This is a genomic window from Mammaliicoccus sp. JADD-157 (assembly GCF_049310805.1).
GTDB classification, from domain to species: Bacteria; Bacillota; Bacilli; order Staphylococcales; family Staphylococcaceae; genus Mammaliicoccus; species Mammaliicoccus lentus.
Genome location: NZ_JBMOVZ010000001.1, coordinates 790,918 through 806,348 on the forward strand (window position 1 = coordinate 790,918; position 15,431 = coordinate 806,348).

Consider the following 15,431-nt stretch of genomic DNA (forward strand, 5'->3'; position numbering starts at 1 on the left):
TAATAAATGATTGATAGAACTATTAAAAATATAACAATCAAGTAGGTCGTTAAGCATGAAAATTGTTGCAGAGATATTTAAAGAACAAATCTATAATTTACCCAAGATATTTAAACTAGCGATATATAATATGAAGAGTCAATATGCTAATCATTATCTTGGTGTATTTTGGAATATATTACAGCCTATGCTTCAAGTAGCTGTATATTATCTTGTATTTGGGTTAGGTTTAAGAGGGGATGCAAGTGCTCAAGTTGTAGGTGTTCCCTTTTTAGTGCATTTAATTTCAGGTTTGTTCCCTTGGCTGTTTATATCCCAAGGAATTAATACTGGAGCAGCTGCCATACAAGGTAATGTTGGTCTATTATCCAAAATGAAGTTCCCATCTTCAATATTTATCTCTATAGCTTTAACAAATAATATGATTAATCTGATGATTACTTCGTCTATATTATTTGTTATTTCTGTTATAAATGGTTATGTACCGTGGTGGCATTATTTCTGGTTTATATATTTTATCGTTGCATCATTTGCGATTATTTTTGGTATTTCATTAATAATGAGTACTTTAGTTATTATTATACGAGATACTAAAAACTTATTACAAAATATTATAAGAATGCTATTCTTTATGACACCAATATTTTGGGCTATGGAAGAAGCACATGGTATTTTACAAAGAATTGCGAGCTTAAATCCTTTCGCATATTTAGTAGGTGTGTACAGAACAGCCTTTGTACATGGTAATGTTTCAATATATGGTCAATGGCATGACCATATTTATTTCTGGTTAATTACAATATTATTAATATTAATTGGTTCACTTGTTCACTCAAGATTTAAACGAAGATTACTAGACTACTTATAGGGTGTTTTTGAAATGACAAAGAAATTACTTATGATTTCACAAAATTTTTATCCTGAACTTGGTTCTGCTGCAAATAGAATGAGAATGATGTTTAAAGCTTTTAAAACTAAAGGCGCAGATCCGACGATGTTAACAACTGAACCAACATATCCAAATAGAGATTTGTTTCAAGATAGTTCATATTTTACAGATGAAGATTTAAATGAACTAGAACATAGTAAAATTATAAGAATGAAAATGCACGGTAATAAACAAAATAGCAACTTTATTATGAGATTGGTTTATTATATTGAACAATATATGCGTCTTCGAATTTACTTGAAAATGCATGATAAAGATTATGACTATGTCTATGTATCAAGTCCTAATATATTTTTAGCTTGGGCTACTTTATTTTTCAAAAAAAGTAAATATCCAACTTATGTTCTGGAAATTCGTGACTTATGGCCAGATAGTGTAAATGGATTAAAACACGTTAATATTAGTCTATTTATGCCATTACTTAAGTATCTAGAAAGAAAAATGTATAATGAAGCAGACAAAATTGTTATAAATAATGAAGCATTTAGATCTCATATTCAGTCAAAATTAAAAACAAAAATACCTATATTTTATTTACCTAATGGTTTATCGAAAACTGAATTGAAAACAGAAGAAAAGTATCGTGATTTCAGTGTTATATATACTGGAAATATTGGATATGCTCAAGATGTAAACCAGTTAATAGAGATTTGCAAAAAGTTAAATGAAAAGAAAATTAGTTTAACAGCAATCGTGTATGGTGTACAAGCTGCTAAATTTAGAGATGCAGTCCGTGAATTACCATACATTCAATTACAGAAACCTTTAGGTAGAAGTGAATGTTTAAAAGAAATAGCAAAACATCATGTTTCACTTTCTATATTAGAATCATCTGAAGTTTTTATGAATGTTATGCCAGGTAAAATTATAGATTCAATTGGTGTGGGGACACCGCCTATATCTAATATTAGCGGTCCTACAGAAGCGATTATCCAAAAATATAATTTAGGATTTGCGAGAAAACAATGTTCCGTTAATACAATCGTTAATGAAATAGAATCATTAAAACGTAATGAAAAATCATTAATTCAAAAATCCGAAAACGCGAAAAAATATAGGGATGAACATTTAATATGGGAAGACAATATTGAAAAATTAATTGCTTTTTTAAGAAAAGGTGAGGCGCATGACACAAACATATAAAATCAAATGTGAAAATGTATCTAAAGTATATGACTTAAATGTTAGTAGAAAAGATAAATTATTATCATTATTTACGTTTGGATTAAGTTATAAATCAAAACCATATTATGCTCTTCATGATATTTCGTTTGAAGTTGAAGAAGGTACATCAGTTGGAATAATAGGGTTAAATGGCTCAGGAAAATCAACTTTATCAAATATATTGGGCGGGGTTATCGAACCTTCATCAGGCACAGTTTATACAAATGGTAAGCCATCCTTAATTGCTATAGGTGCAGGTTTGAATCCCGATTTCACAGGAGAAGAGAATATACATTATAAATGTTTGATGCATGGTATGTCTCAAAAAGAAATTAATGAAAAATTTGATGATATCGTTCAATTTAGTGAATTAGATGATTTTATTTATCAACCTTTAAAGTCATATTCTAGCGGTATGAAATCAAGACTTGGCTTTGCAATAGCGATTCATACTGATCCTGATATTTTGATTGTCGATGAAGCATTATCAGTAGGTGATGAAACATTTTCTAATAAGTGTATTGAAAAAATGCATGAATTACAAGAACAAGGTAAAACAATCTTTTTTGTATCACATTCTGCAGGTCAAATTAAGAAAATGTGTAAAAAAGCAATATGGATTCATTACGGTGAAATGGTTGCATATGGAGAAGTACAAGAAGTAGTTAAAAGATATGTTAATCTCATACAAAAAGTTAAAAAGAAATCTAAAAAACAGCAGTTAGAATATAAACGTATAAAAATACAGCAACAAAGAGAAAAAGAAGTAAATGAAAAAGATGTTCATAAAGAGAAAAGACCTGTAAGTTTATTAGCAATGATAGGCATGCTCAGCGTCGCTTGGATATATGTTATGCTATTTCAAGTAGGCATTTTATAATTTAATTATTTCAATTTTAAATGGGGTAATAGAATGAAGAAAGTAACAATGTTTGTGTGGAATCATTTTACGAATGATGCAAGGGTCAATAGAGAATGTACTACTTTAGCTGAAACAGGATATAATGTTGATCTAATAGCAATAAATGACCCGAAAAACCCAATGATTACAGCTTATGAAGAAATATCTGAAAGGTTCAGAGTACATAGAGTAAAACGTTATCCTTGGATACTACAAGCTTACCAAGATCATGGAAAGAAATTTTTACTTGTAGTTGCAGGTGTGCAAATTGCTATAATACCAAGTTTATTTTATGTCAGCTTCACTTTAATGTCTGTATATTTGATGTCTTTATTATTAGCGGCTGGAATGATTAAATTTAAAAAAGTGAGAAAGTGGTTTATAAACAGTGCAATTATCATAAGAATGATTGTAAAAGGCTATATACAAAATGCCGATATTTATCATGCGAATGATTTAAATACATTACCACAAGCAATTGTCTGCTCTAAATTGAGGTTTAAACCAAAACCACTCATTTATGATAGTCACGAAGTACAATCAGATAGAACAGGATATAATAAAGAAAAAATTAAAAAGATTGAATCATATATGCTTAAATTTGTTGATCAAATGATTGTAGAGAATCATACAAGAGCAGCATATAACGAAAAAATATATCATTTTTATCCGAAAACTTTATATAATTACTCTGAAAAATATGATATTCAAGACAAACCTAAAATAAATTTACACGAATTAATAGGTATTTCGAAAAACGAAAAAATATTACTATACCAAGGTGGATTACAACAAGGTAGAGGGCTTGAACTATTAATAGAAGCTATGGATCAAATAGAAGAAGGGCATTTGCTATTTATAGGCGGAGGTAAGCTAACACAATCGTTAAAAGATCAAAGTAAACAATCGGCTCAGTCCTCTAGAATACATTTTCTTGATAAAGTTCCATTTCAACAATTACCTTCGTATACGAGAGAAGCTTATTTAGGTTTTCAAGTATTACAAAATATATGTTTTAATCACTATTCAGCTAGTTCAAATAAATTATTTGAATATATGATGGCACACGTACCAGTTGTGAGTTGTGACTTTCCTGAAATTCAGAAAGTTGTAGAAGAAACAAATACAGGAATTGTAATAGATTCACATAATGTAAATGAAATAGCAGAAGCAGTTAATAAACTTGTTAAAAAACCTCAATTAAGAAGTGAAATGAGTGAAAATACTAAAGTAGCTAAAGAAATATATAATTGGGAAAATGAGAAAGTTAAATTATTAGATATTTACAACGAATTCGCTCCATTAACTCGTGAAGATTATGAAACAAGTTTAATATAAATATTATTTAATAGAGATAATTACGCCATTAGTTGCATGTAAAGCTAATGGCGTGTTTTATTACCTTGAGTTTTATAAATAGAGGGATTACAATAATAGCATTAATGAATTATAAGTGGGGGCAAAAGTAAAGGTTATGTATATTAAAAAAAGTATAGAAAATGTTTGTAATTATATTAAGTCAGATAACAATAAGGAAGCAATGATATTATTAAGAGATATTGAAGCAAATCTTGTTAGATATGATTTTGAAATTATGGGTAATGGATTTTTACAATTTGCAGAATTATATAAAACAAAGAAAAATAGGAGAAAGGCAATTGAAATGTATCAGAAAGCTATTATTTATTTTAGAGAAACAAATAATACCGATAAAATAGCTGAAATAAGTAAAGACTTTGAAAATCTTATAATGTAATTGATTTACATAAAAAACAGTCGCAGTTCTTATTAATAAGAACTGCGACTGTTTTATTTATTTAAACTTAGATTTTTATTATAGGTGAGAGCTATGTCCACCAACCATAACCCAATAAGTACCGATTATAATAATTAAAGTAATGATTACTGCGAAGAGTACTTTGAATGCAGTTGCTCGACCGTCTCGTCCTTCTGTTAAGTGCATAAACATTAACAATTGTACAAGTGCCTGAATAAAAGCAAATCCAACAATAATTGAAGTTCTTACTTGTAGAGACATGCCAGTGTATAACATAACGTAAACAGCTAACAATGTAAGTACAATTGAGAATATTAAACCGACTGTATGATTTACGACTGTTTTATTCATGATCCACTCACCATCCCTACAAGATAAACTAGTGTAAAGATAAAGATCCATACAACATCTAGGAAGTGCCAATATAAACTACCTATGAAAATTTTAGGTGCGTTATGTTCATTTAAGCCACGTCTAGCAATTTGGATTAAAACTCCTGAAATCCAGAATATACCTACAGTTACGTGAAGTCCGTGTGTTCCTAGTAAAATAAAGAACGCAGACCAGAATGAACCTAATTGAGCTGTAACACCTTCACTTACATAATGGGTAAATTCATATAATTCAAATCCAACGAATCCTGCACCAAGTAAAACGGTAATAATCATCCAAATCATCATCATTTTAACATTTTCTTTACGCATAAAGTAAACAGCTATACCACATGTGTAACTACTTACTAATAGTAAGAATGTCATAATCATGACTAAAGGTAATTCAAATAGTTCAGGCGTTGAAGCGCCACCATAAGAACCACTTTTTTGTAAGACTAGGAATGTTGCAAATAATGTACCGAATAACGCAATTTCAGCAGTAAGAAAGACCCAAAATCCGAGTTTATTTAATTGGCCTGTTTCATTAACAGTATCAATTGTATTATGTTGCTCATTACTCATCTTTATTGTCCTCCTTTTCCTTAAGTTCTTGTTCGCGTAATTCGCGTAATTTTGCTTCATTTTCTTCTAACTCTTCAGCATGAATGTGGTAGCCATAGTCTTCTTGGAAACTTCTCCAAAACATACATGCTATAACTCCAATTAAGAATATAATTGCAGGTATATAAGTTTCAAATACTAAGAAGAAACCTCCGAATAAGAAACTAACTGCCATCCAGAATCCAACGTGTGTATTGTTAGGCATATGAATATCTTCGTAATTTCTATTATCAAGATAATGTTTGCCATTTTGTTTCATTTCTACAAACGTTTCAGTGTCATACCACTCAGGTGTGATAGCAAAGTTATAGTGTGGTGGAATTGCTGATGCAGTAGACCATTCTAATGTTCTACCTAAGCCATCCCAGTTATCGCCTGTAGCTTCACGTTTTGCTTTACCGAAGCTGTATACTACGTTCCAAATTAATGCTAAGAATCCAATACCCATCAAGAATGCACCGATTGTTGAGATGAAGTTTAATGTGAACCATCCATCTTCAGGTACATATTGATATAGTCGACGAGGCATACCATCTAAACCTAATAGGAATTGTGGTAAGAAACATAGGTTAAAGCCTAATGTAAATGTCCAGAATAACCATTGGTTGATCTTTTCATTTAATTTGTAACCAAACATTTTTGGATACCAGAATATTAAACCAGCGAAACAAGCGAATACTACAGCTGCAATAATTACGTAGTGGAAGTGTGCCACTAAGAAATACGTATTATGATATTGATAGTCAGCTGCTGCCATTGCTAGCATAACACCTGTTACTCCACCTAAAGTAAAGTTAGGGATAAACGCTAAAGCGAATAACATTGGTGATTCAAAGGTGATTCGACCTTTAAATAGGGTGAATAGCCAGTTGAATATTTTAACACCCGTTGGTATTGCGATTAACATAGTTGAAATTGAGAAGAATGAGTTAACTAATGCGCCATTACCCATAGTGAAGAAATGGTGAACCCAAACTAAGAAACTTAAGAATGCAATACCGCCTGTTGCCCAAACCATACTTTGATGTCCAAACAAACGTTTACGAGCAAATGTTGGAATAATCTCTGAGAACATACCAAATGCAGGTAATACAAGTATATATACTTCAGGATGACCCCAAACCCAGAAGAAGTTTGCCCATAACATAGGCATACCACCATTTGCTATTTCAAAGAAGCTCGTTCCCATTAAACGGTCAAATGTCATTAAAGCAAGTGCGACAGTTAAAATAGGGAAAGCTAGAATAATTATTAATGACGTAATTAAAGTCGTTATTGTAAACATTGGGATTTCCATAAATTTCATTGATTTAGTACGTAATTTAAGGATAGTAACAAAGAAGTTAATACCTGTCATTAATGTACCAATACCTGCAATTTGTATTGCAATTAAATAATAGTTAATCCCAGTACCTGGACTGAAGTCAGTTGCTAATGGTGCATAGTTTGTCCAACCAGCAGCTGGCGCACCGCCAAGTACGAATGAAATATTGAATAATCCCATTCCTGCAGCAAATAACCAGAAACTCAAGTTATTTAACATAGGGAATGCAACGTCGCGAGCACCAATTTGTAATGGAACAACCACGTTCATTAAACCGATTAAGAATGGCATAGCCATAAAGATAATCATGATTACACCGTGAGTTGTAAAGATTTCGTTATAGTGCTGTGACTCTAGTAATGTATTGTCTGGTGTCATTAATTGTAGACGAATAAGTAAAGCATCTACACCACCACGGAAGAACATTAGGATAGCAGAAATAATATACATAATCCCAATTTTCTTATGGTCGACAGATGTTAGCCATTCTGAATATAACCAATTCCATTTTTTATAGTAAGTTAAACCACCAACAACGCATATACCTGTTAATACAAGTAGAACTTGTGCCATTGTGATCATCCAGTCACTTTGGATGATGAGTTCATGCCATGGAAAATTCATTACTTGTCACCTCCATGGTTTTTATTAGAAGATTGTTTGTTACCTTTTTCATCTTCATTTTTTGCATCTTCTGATATTTTTTCCATTTCATCCATATGATGTTCTTCTTCTTTCTTGAATTCACTATCATATTTCTCGTTATTTTTAAGAATCATAGGTTTCATTCCATGACGTTCGTAGTTAGGGTTAGTAACCGTAACTTTACGTGGAGGGAGAACTGGTTTTTCAGTTACACCTTCACTTTCATCATAGAAGTTTGGATCTTTTGGTTCATAACGGTAACGTTTATAAGCATGGAAGATGTATTCTGGGTCTGCTGCTGGATCTACATATGCTAAGTGTGTTCCGCTATAAGTAAGTTCCTGATTCTTTGTTGTCGGAAGAATTTGATGATCAAATGTATCTTGATCTATTGTTTTACGTTTTTGCGATTTAGATACCCATTTATCGTAATCTTCGTTACTTACTGAATTTACGTTAAATGTTTGTCTTGAGAAACCTTCACCATTAAAGTTTGAGTTTCTACCTTTGAAAGTACCTGTCTCATTTGCTTCTAAAGTCCAATCCATAGTCATACTTGTCATGGCATATTTTTGACCACCTAGTTGAGGTACCCAAAAACTAGTCATTGTATCCATTGACTGTAGCTTGAATAATACAGGACGGTTTTCTGGTATCGTTACGTGATTTACTGTTTCTACTTTTTCCTCTGGATAACTGAAGAACCATTTGAAACCAGCGCTCGTTGCATAAATAACGACGGGCTCGTCTTCTGATTTTGGTGCTTCTTCATAGTTATATAGAGATTTAACTGTAGGTACAGCCAATATCACTAATATGATAACAGGAATAATAAACCATACTGCTTCTAAAATGAGATTGTGATGCATTGTACCTGATGTTACATTTTTTGTTTTTCTATATTTAATGATAAATATTAAAAACAAAATTAAGACCACTACGACAACGAAGACCATCATAATAATTGAGAAAATAATTAAGAAATGTGAATCTTCCGCCATGGGTCCTTTAGGGTTTAATACTTCTAAGTTTGAACAACCACTAAGTAAAATACCTAGCGTTGACATGAGAAGTATTGACTTTAACTTTGCCACGTTTTTTACCTCCCATTTTCTATATACCTATATATATGGCTAGACCTTAATTTTAAAGGATTTATCCATATTTACAAGGCTATTTAAAGCCTTGTAAGCATTGTTTCCAATAAATGCATTGCTCTAGCTTTGATATGACGCTATTTAACCTAATTGTTAAATTTTTGTGTACTTTTTGAATTGAATAAGGAAATAATAAATTTTCCCTTTTTATTAATAATTTCAATGATTTTTCTTTAAATTTAGTAAAGTTTGTATATACAATTTTAAATTATAAAAAATATAAATAAAAGAGATGAAAAAGAAAGACTTCTAATTTTTAGAAGTCTTTCTTTTTAGAATATTATTTTACTGTAATTGTTCTACCTTGTGCTGTAATATGTCCGTCTTTATCTGATACAGCGTAACCAACTTTATATTTACCTGGTTTATTTGTGTTAACTTCACCGCTTGTAACGATGTCTGAAGTTAAATCATCGCCAGAATTAGATTTTGCTTTAACATCTTTAAGTAAATCGAAGTCTTTGCCTTTATTTACTGTAATATCTTTAACACCTGTTAATTCAGGTTTAGGTGCTAAGTCACTGTCGTTAACATAAACGCCTCGTTTATACGTGTAGTAGTAACCATCTGAATCTTTTACATGATAAGTAATGTATTGTAAACCTGTTTTTGAAGTGTCGATATCACCTTTAACAGTTACTTTATCAGTTATATCACCATCTTTTTTATCTAAAGCTTTAACGCCTTTCATAGGATCAAAGTTATCACCTTGATACACTAAGTCTTTAGTTGGGACAGTAATTAGTGGCATATTTTCATCTAAGTCTTTTTTAGAAGTTTCTTTATTAGATGCTACTTCTGCTTTTTCTTTATTTTTATCTTTAGAAGCTTTATCTTTTGACCCATTTAATGAACCTTCTTCTACTACATAAACATAGTGCCATTTCGTTCTATAAGCACCGTCAGAATCAGTAACTTTATATTGAACTTTGTATTTTCCTAATTTTGAAGTATCAACATCGCCAGTTACTTTTATTTTTTTAGTTAAATCCCCATCTTCTTTATCAAATGCTTTAATTCCTTTTAATAAATCATAGTCAGAGCCTTTTTCAACTACGTCGCCTTCAACACCTTTAATTTCAGGTAAGCTGTTTCCAGTTGCGTTTGCAGTTAGTGAAGGTGTAACAAGTGTTGCAGAAACACCTAAGACAGTTAATGATTGTATTAATTTATTCATCATAATATTATGTACTCCTTTGTTGTAAGGTTATAAGGAAAGGATAACATTTTTTTAAGTTGATTTCCTTATAGTTACAAGATTATCGCAAACTTGTAACATTTACATCGACCTTAAGACCGATATCTACTATTAAGGAGTGTAGAGTGTATCTTTTAGATTATTTTTGGGTACGATATCACTTAAAGTATATTGATCTAGCGTTTTGAGGTATTCATTTAATGCGTGGTGGAGTGCACCTTTGAGGCCACAATTTAGAGCGATAGGGCAAGTGTTCGTTTCCATATTGAAGCATTCGACTAGTTCGAAATGTTCTTCTGTTTGTCGAACAAGTGTACCGATATTTATGTCTTCAGGTGATAGATTAAGCGTAATTCCGCCATTTCTACCTCTGACTGATTTTAAATAACCTAATTTAACAAGTTGATGAACAATTTTTGTTAGATGGTTCTTAGATATACCATAAAAGTTTGCTATTTCTTCTATTTGAGATTGTTTCTTTTGCTGAGCAAGGTACATGAGAACTCGTAATGAATAATCCGTATATTGGGTGAGTTTCATAGGTCAGACCTCCTTATAATATACTTATTATACTTATTATTTATAACTTTACCAACAATTCAGATTGAAATATAAAAATGACAATTTTGTAAACAAGCTGATAATTTATTGAATTACATTGTGAAACTATTTACAATTAAAGATGTATTTAAAATATATCTTTAAGAGGGGGCCTTCTGATGTTATCAGAACAAACTAGAGAAATAGTAAAACAAACAGTGCCTGTATTGGAACAGCACGGAACTGAAATTACAAAAGTATTTTACACAAGAATGTTTGAAGCACATCCTGAATTATTGAACATTTTCAACAAATCTAACCAAAAACAAGGTAAACAACAAACAGCTTTAGCACAAACAGTTTTAGCGGCTGCAAAACATATTGATAATTTAGGTGCTATCGTTCCTAATGTTAATCAAATTGCACATAAACACCGTGCTTTACAAGTTAAAGAAGAGCATTATCCAATAGTAGGGGAATACTTATTAAAAGCTATTAAAGAAGTACTTGGAGATGCAGCTACAGATGAAATTATGAATGCGTGGGAAGAAGCATATGGTGAAATAGCAAGTGTATTTATTTCAATGGAAAAAGAAATGTATGAAAAAGCAGCTTGGGATGGTTTCCAACCGTTTAAAATTACGAATATCTTAAATCAAGGTACGACAATGAAATCATTTGAAGTAGAACCAGAAGTTGCATTAGAAATACCAGAATTAGTAGCTGGACAATATATAACAGTGCGTGTGAAGCCTGAAAATGATGAAAATCTAGCATTAAGACACTATTCTCTTTATTCTGTTGAAAATGATGGAACATTAAAATTCGCTGTTAAAAAAGAAGGTACGGGAGAGAAAAAAGGTATCGTGTCACATGAATTACACGATAATACTTCTATAGGTGATAGTATTGAAATTTCAGCACCAGCAGGGGACTTTAAAGTGAATTCAGAAGCTGGTAAAGAATTGTTATTATTATCTTCTGGTGCAGGTGTTACACCAATGCTTGCTATGTTAGAAGATGAAGCTAAAAAAGGAAGACAAGTACATTTTGTACATGTTAATGAAAGTGAAGCAGATGTTCCGTTTAAAACTGAGCTTACAGAAATTAACGAAAAATATGATAACGTCGATGTAACTTATCATTTGAAATTAAGAGACGGATATTTAACAAGCGATTCTTTACAACATTGGATTAATGAAAATACTGACATTTATTTATGTGGTGGTATATTATTTATGGATACAATATTCGATGAATTTGCTAAATTAAATATTAGTCAATCAGATGTTAACTTCGAACCATTCGGTCCGAAAATGAGTATTACAAACGTATAATACGAACAAAAGTGAATTAATTAAAAAAGCCTTAACGCCAGTTGTAATCATTCTGTACAACAAAGCGTTAAGGCTTTTTCTTATTCTATATTATTTTTCCATTTTTCAGCTAACAGTGTGTTGTTTAATACCATTGTAATCGTTAATGGACCAACACCACCTGGTACTGGCGTAATAGCACTCGCAACTTCTTTTACTGCTTCAAAGTCTACGTCACCTTTCAGTTTTCCATTTTCATCTGGTGTGTTACCAACATCTACAATGACTGCTCCTGATTTTACTAAATCTTTTGTAACAAGATGTACACGGCCAACAGCACTAACGATAACATCAGCTTGCTTTAGAACTTCTTCTGTATTTGTTGATTTGGAATGTAATAAAGTAACGGTAGCATCTTGATCTGTTAATAATTTACTTACTGGTTGCCCAACTATATGACTTCTGCCTATAACAGCAACATTCTTACCTTTTAAGTCTATATCAGCATGTTTTAATATTTCCATTATACCTAATGGAGTACATGGAATAAATGTACGCTCACCAGTATATAATCTTCCTATATTGATAGGATTAAAACCATCTACATCTTTATCTGGGTTAATGGCTTCTAGTACTTTTGCTTCTGATACTTGCTTTGGTAAAGGTACTTGAACTAATATACCACTCACTGAATCATCCTTGTTTAAGCGTTCTAACTCATTTAACACTTCTTCTTCCGAAGATGATTCATCCATATGTACTATTTCAGAAATCATGCCAATTTTTTCAGCTGCTTTCTTTTTAGAATTAACATAACTCTGACTCGCACTGTCATTTCCAACAAGAATAACAGATAGTTTAGGTACGATATTTTGTTCTTTTAATTTTTCCACTTCACTTTGTAGACCACTTCTGTATGCTTTTGCAATCTCTTTACCATCTAATATTTTTGCTGACATATAAATCCTCCTAAATTATAAATCGAACTTTAACATAGTTTACATAGTAAATTATGTCGTTAATACGAACATAAATCAAATATTTTTGTGTAAAAATATAAAAATGTTCGTTTTTCCATTGAAAATAGCAAAATCAATTGTTATGCTATATCTGTAATATACACAATAAAACTTTAACATTTCAACTAATTGAAAGGGTGACAAAGATGAAAGTGGCAGTAATAATGGGTAGTTCTTCCGACTGGCCAATCATGAAAGAAGCATGTGACATGCTTGATTATTTTGGTATTGAATATGAAAAAGAAGTCGTGTCTGCTCATAGAACACCATTAAAAATGGTCGATTATGCTAAGAGTGCAACAAAAAATAACATAGATATTATTATTGCTGGTGCTGGTGGTGCAGCTCATTTACCAGGAATGGTAGCGTCATTAACGACTGCTCCTGTTATAGGCGTGCCAATAGAATCTAAAAGTTTAAAAGGTCTAGATTCTTTATTATCTATAGTTCAAATGCCAGGAGGTATTCCTGTTGCTACAACAGCTATAGGTAAAGCAGGTAGTAAAAATGCTGGCATTCTTGCAGCTAGAATGATAGGTATGCACGATAATAAAGTTAGACATCAATTAGTTAAATATGAAGAAAGTTTAGTTGATAAAGTGGAGGAAATGCAAAATGACTTATTATAACCTTAAAGCAGGTGACATGATAGGTATTGTAGGTGGCGGCCAACTAGGAAAAATGATGGCACAATCGGCACAAAAAATGGGGTTTAAAGTTGCAATACTAGATCCTGACGAGAATTGTCCAGCTCAATATGTAGCACATGAATTTATCAATGCGGCATATTCAGACGATTTAGCCCTTAAACGTTTAGGTGAAATTTCAAAAGTAATTACTTACGAATTTGAAAATATTGATGCACATCAATTAGAAACACTCTCTAACCAATTTAATATTCCTCAAGGAAGTGAAACAGTAGCTTTATTACAAGACAGATTAACTGAAAAACAAACATTACAAGAAGCAAACGTAAATATTGTTCCTTTTATAGAAGTTAAAGAAATATCTGATCTTGAGGAAGCTATTGATGAAATTGGACTTCCATTTATAATCAAAACGCGTTTTGGTGGATATGACGGTAAAGGTCAGTTAATTATACGTGAAAAGAGCGAACTAGAAGAAGCACGCAAATTAGTAACTGATACACCATGCGTTGTAGAAAAATTTATTTCCCTTAATAAAGAAGTATCTATTACGGCAACACGTGATATATACGATCAAACAGTTTATTTTCCACTACAAGAGAATGAACATAGAAATCAAATATTATACAAGACGATTGTTCCAGCACGTGTGGATTTAGAAAACAAAGCAATAGAAGAAGTTAAAAAAATTATGACTAAGCTCCATTTTGTAGGAACTTTTACAGTCGAATTTTTTGTAACAAACGATCAAGATTTATTTGTAAATGAGATTGCACCGAGACCACATAATTCAGGACATTATTCAATAGAAGCTTGTGATTACTCTCAATTCGATACACATATTCTTGCTGTGGCTGGATGGCACTTACCTAAGCAAATCTCATTATTGAAACCAGCGATTATGATGAATTTATTAGGTCAAGATGTGAACTTATTATATGAAACTTTTTACAAACATCCGGAATGGCACGTTCATTTGTACGGTAAAAAAGTAAATAAAACAAATCGTAAGATGGGGCATATCACAAAATTAACAGAAGACTTAAATAAAGATGAAGCGATGTTTAACAATTTGTTTGAAGGGCGGAACAATTAAATGACTCTATTATATGAAGGAAAAGCAAAAAGAGTTTTTAACACCGAGAAAGAAAATATTTTAAGAATTGAATATAAAGATGAAGTCACAGCTGGCAACGGTGCAAAAAAAGATGAAATGACTGGTAAAGGTCGTTTAAATAATCTTATTACATCTAAAATTTTTGGAATTTTGCAAACAAGAGACATCGAAAGTCATTTTGTTGAAAAACTATCAGATACGGAACAATTAGTAAAAGCAGTAGAAATATTTCCATTAGAAGTAGTTGTACGTAATGTAGCAGCTGGTTCCATTTGCAAAAGACTTGGTTTTGAAAAAGGACATCAATTTGAAAAGCCATTACTAGAATTGTTTTATAAGAAAGACGAATTAAATGACCCGCTTATTACAGATGACCATGTAGAACTATTAAATATTGCTACAACAGAACAATTAGAAGTTATTAAAAATAAGGCATTACAAGTTAACACAGTTTTAAGTGAAATCATGGAAGAAATGAATCTTTTATTAGTGGATTTCAAAATAGAGTTTGGGTATACAGCTGACGGCGAAATCTTGTTAGCAGATGAGATATCTCCAGATACGTGCCGTATATGGGATAAAGATACTCATGAAAACTTTGATAAAGATGTATATAGAGAAGACACTGGATCATTAATTGATACGTATGAAACTTTTTATAATAAATTGGAGGAACTATAAA

The 15,431-nt window shown here is 31.5% G+C and carries 16 protein-coding genes; 9 read left to right on the plus strand and 7 right to left on the minus strand.

What is annotated here, in order from left to right; translation table 11 throughout:
• Nucleotides 1–55 precede the first annotated feature (55 nt).
• From ACO6VN_RS04005 to ACO6VN_RS04025, 5 genes are all read left to right on the plus strand, one after another.
• Nucleotides 56–868 (plus strand): ABC transporter permease, encoded by an 813-nt coding sequence (locus ACO6VN_RS04005; protein ID WP_016999646.1) that lies wholly within the window; start codon nucleotides 56–58, stop codon nucleotides 866–868.
• Nucleotides 869–880: 12 nt separating this feature from the next.
• The gene (locus tag ACO6VN_RS04010) at nucleotides 881–2,092 is read left to right on the plus strand and encodes a glycosyltransferase family 4 protein (protein WP_422404261.1); all 1,212 of its coding nucleotides are present in this window, start codon (nucleotides 881–883) and stop codon (nucleotides 2,090–2,092) included.
• Nucleotides 2,076–2,993: an ABC transporter ATP-binding protein gene (locus tag ACO6VN_RS04015; RefSeq protein WP_194200894.1), complete on the plus strand. Its 918-nt coding sequence runs from the start codon at nucleotides 2,076–2,078 to the stop codon at nucleotides 2,991–2,993. Before ACO6VN_RS04010 ends, ACO6VN_RS04015 begins: the two co-directional genes overlap by 17 nt.
• Before the next feature lie 33 nt (nucleotides 2,994–3,026).
• Complete coding sequence (locus ACO6VN_RS04020) at nucleotides 3,027–4,352, plus strand: glycosyltransferase (protein ID WP_422404262.1); 1,326 nt, start codon at nucleotides 3,027–3,029, stop codon at nucleotides 4,350–4,352.
• A 136-nt stretch (nucleotides 4,353–4,488) separates the two neighbouring features.
• On the plus strand, nucleotides 4,489–4,770 hold the full coding sequence (locus ACO6VN_RS04025) for a hypothetical protein (RefSeq protein ID WP_016999650.1): 282 nt from the start codon (nucleotides 4,489–4,491) through the stop codon (nucleotides 4,768–4,770).
• A gap of 78 nt (nucleotides 4,771–4,848) precedes the next feature.
• On the opposite strand, the gene qoxD is transcribed toward ACO6VN_RS04025, so the two are convergent.
• From qoxD to ACO6VN_RS04055, 6 genes are all read right to left on the minus strand, one after another.
• Complete coding sequence (gene qoxD, locus ACO6VN_RS04030) at nucleotides 4,849–5,142, minus strand: cytochrome aa3 quinol oxidase subunit IV (protein WP_194200892.1); 294 nt, start codon at nucleotides 5,140–5,142, stop codon at nucleotides 4,849–4,851.
• On the minus strand, nucleotides 5,139–5,747 hold the full coding sequence (qoxC, locus tag ACO6VN_RS04035; protein WP_194200891.1) for a cytochrome aa3 quinol oxidase subunit III: 609 nt from the start codon (nucleotides 5,745–5,747) through the stop codon (nucleotides 5,139–5,141). The genes qoxD and qoxC overlap by 4 nt, the downstream gene beginning before the upstream one ends.
• Nucleotides 5,740–7,734, minus strand: coding sequence for a cytochrome aa3 quinol oxidase subunit I (gene qoxB / locus ACO6VN_RS04040; protein WP_194200890.1), 1,995 nt, complete (start codon nucleotides 7,732–7,734; stop codon nucleotides 5,740–5,742). Before qoxB ends, qoxC begins: the two co-directional genes overlap by 8 nt.
• Nucleotides 7,734–8,849: a cytochrome aa3 quinol oxidase subunit II gene (qoxA, locus tag ACO6VN_RS04045; protein ID WP_194200889.1), complete on the minus strand. Its 1,116-nt coding sequence runs from the start codon at nucleotides 8,847–8,849 to the stop codon at nucleotides 7,734–7,736. The genes qoxB and qoxA overlap by 1 nt, the downstream gene beginning before the upstream one ends.
• Before the next feature lie 343 nt (nucleotides 8,850–9,192).
• Complete coding sequence (locus ACO6VN_RS04050) at nucleotides 9,193–10,092, minus strand: immunoglobulin-like domain-containing protein (protein WP_194200888.1); 900 nt, start codon at nucleotides 10,090–10,092, stop codon at nucleotides 9,193–9,195.
• Nucleotides 10,093–10,221: 129 nt separating this feature from the next.
• Complete coding sequence (locus ACO6VN_RS04055) at nucleotides 10,222–10,650, minus strand: RrF2 family transcriptional regulator (protein ID WP_016999656.1); 429 nt, start codon at nucleotides 10,648–10,650, stop codon at nucleotides 10,222–10,224.
• 179 nt (nucleotides 10,651–10,829) lie between these two features.
• On the opposite strand from ACO6VN_RS04055, the gene ACO6VN_RS04060 reads away from it, so the two are divergent.
• A complete protein-coding gene (locus ACO6VN_RS04060) occupies nucleotides 10,830–11,987 on the plus strand; it encodes a globin domain-containing protein (protein ID WP_064211315.1) in 1,158 nt (385 codons plus the stop codon).
• An 80-nt stretch (nucleotides 11,988–12,067) separates the two neighbouring features.
• Here the strand turns inward: ACO6VN_RS04060 and folD are convergent, their stop codons facing one another.
• Nucleotides 12,068–12,925 (minus strand): bifunctional methylenetetrahydrofolate dehydrogenase/methenyltetrahydrofolate cyclohydrolase FolD, encoded by an 858-nt coding sequence (gene folD, locus ACO6VN_RS04065; RefSeq protein WP_422404263.1) that lies wholly within the window; start codon nucleotides 12,923–12,925, stop codon nucleotides 12,068–12,070.
• Between the two features lie 206 nt (nucleotides 12,926–13,131).
• On the opposite strand from folD, the gene purE reads away from it, so the two are divergent.
• The 3 genes from purE to purC are packed head-to-tail and all read left to right on the plus strand — an operon-like array spanning nucleotide 13,132 to nucleotide 15,430.
• Nucleotides 13,132–13,614 carry a 5-(carboxyamino)imidazole ribonucleotide mutase gene (gene purE / locus ACO6VN_RS04070; RefSeq protein WP_016999659.1) on the plus strand — a complete coding sequence of 161 codons (483 nt, stop codon included), beginning with the start codon at nucleotides 13,132–13,134 and terminating at the stop codon, nucleotides 13,612–13,614.
• Nucleotides 13,601–14,728 (plus strand): 5-(carboxyamino)imidazole ribonucleotide synthase, encoded by a 1,128-nt coding sequence (purK, locus tag ACO6VN_RS04075; RefSeq protein WP_422404264.1) that lies wholly within the window; start codon nucleotides 13,601–13,603, stop codon nucleotides 14,726–14,728. The genes purE and purK overlap by 14 nt, the downstream gene beginning before the upstream one ends.
• The gene (gene purC / locus ACO6VN_RS04080; protein ID WP_016999661.1) at nucleotides 14,729–15,430 is read left to right on the plus strand and encodes a phosphoribosylaminoimidazolesuccinocarboxamide synthase; all 702 of its coding nucleotides are present in this window, start codon (nucleotides 14,729–14,731) and stop codon (nucleotides 15,428–15,430) included.
• Nucleotide 15,431 lies beyond the last annotated feature (1 nt).

Bases quoted from the DNA above. Each gene is read 5' to 3' on its own strand.
- purE (WP_016999659.1), top strand. From the start codon at position 13,132: ATGAAAGTGGCAGTAATAATGGGTAGTTCTTCCGACTGGCCAATCATG.
- ACO6VN_RS04025 (WP_016999650.1), top strand. From the start codon at position 4,489: ATGTATATTAAAAAAAGTATAGAAAATGTTTGTAATTATATTAAGTCA.
- purK (WP_422404264.1), top strand. From the start codon at position 13,601: ATGACTTATTATAACCTTAAAGCAGGTGACATGATAGGTATTGTAGGT.
- ACO6VN_RS04050 (WP_194200888.1), bottom strand. From the start codon at position 10,092: ATGATGAATAAATTAATACAATCATTAACTGTCTTAGGTGTTTCTGCA.
- purC (WP_016999661.1), top strand. From the start codon at position 14,729: ATGACTCTATTATATGAAGGAAAAGCAAAAAGAGTTTTTAACACCGAG.
- qoxD (WP_194200892.1), bottom strand. From the start codon at position 5,142: ATGAATAAAACAGTCGTAAATCATACAGTCGGTTTAATATTCTCAATT.
- ACO6VN_RS04015 (WP_194200894.1), top strand. From the start codon at position 2,076: ATGACACAAACATATAAAATCAAATGTGAAAATGTATCTAAAGTATAT.
- ACO6VN_RS04010 (WP_422404261.1), top strand. From the start codon at position 881: ATGACAAAGAAATTACTTATGATTTCACAAAATTTTTATCCTGAACTT.
- qoxC (WP_194200891.1), bottom strand. From the start codon at position 5,747: ATGAGTAATGAGCAACATAATACAATTGATACTGTTAATGAAACAGGC.
- ACO6VN_RS04055 (WP_016999656.1), bottom strand. From the start codon at position 10,650: ATGAAACTCACCCAATATACGGATTATTCATTACGAGTTCTCATGTAC.
- ACO6VN_RS04060 (WP_064211315.1), top strand. From the start codon at position 10,830: ATGTTATCAGAACAAACTAGAGAAATAGTAAAACAAACAGTGCCTGTA.
- ACO6VN_RS04020 (WP_422404262.1), top strand. From the start codon at position 3,027: ATGAAGAAAGTAACAATGTTTGTGTGGAATCATTTTACGAATGATGCA.
- ACO6VN_RS04005 (WP_016999646.1), top strand. From the start codon at position 56: ATGAAAATTGTTGCAGAGATATTTAAAGAACAAATCTATAATTTACCC.
- qoxB (WP_194200890.1), bottom strand. From the start codon at position 7,734: ATGAATTTTCCATGGCATGAACTCATCATCCAAAGTGACTGGATGATC.
- folD (WP_422404263.1), bottom strand. From the start codon at position 12,925: ATGTCAGCAAAAATATTAGATGGTAAAGAGATTGCAAAAGCATACAGA.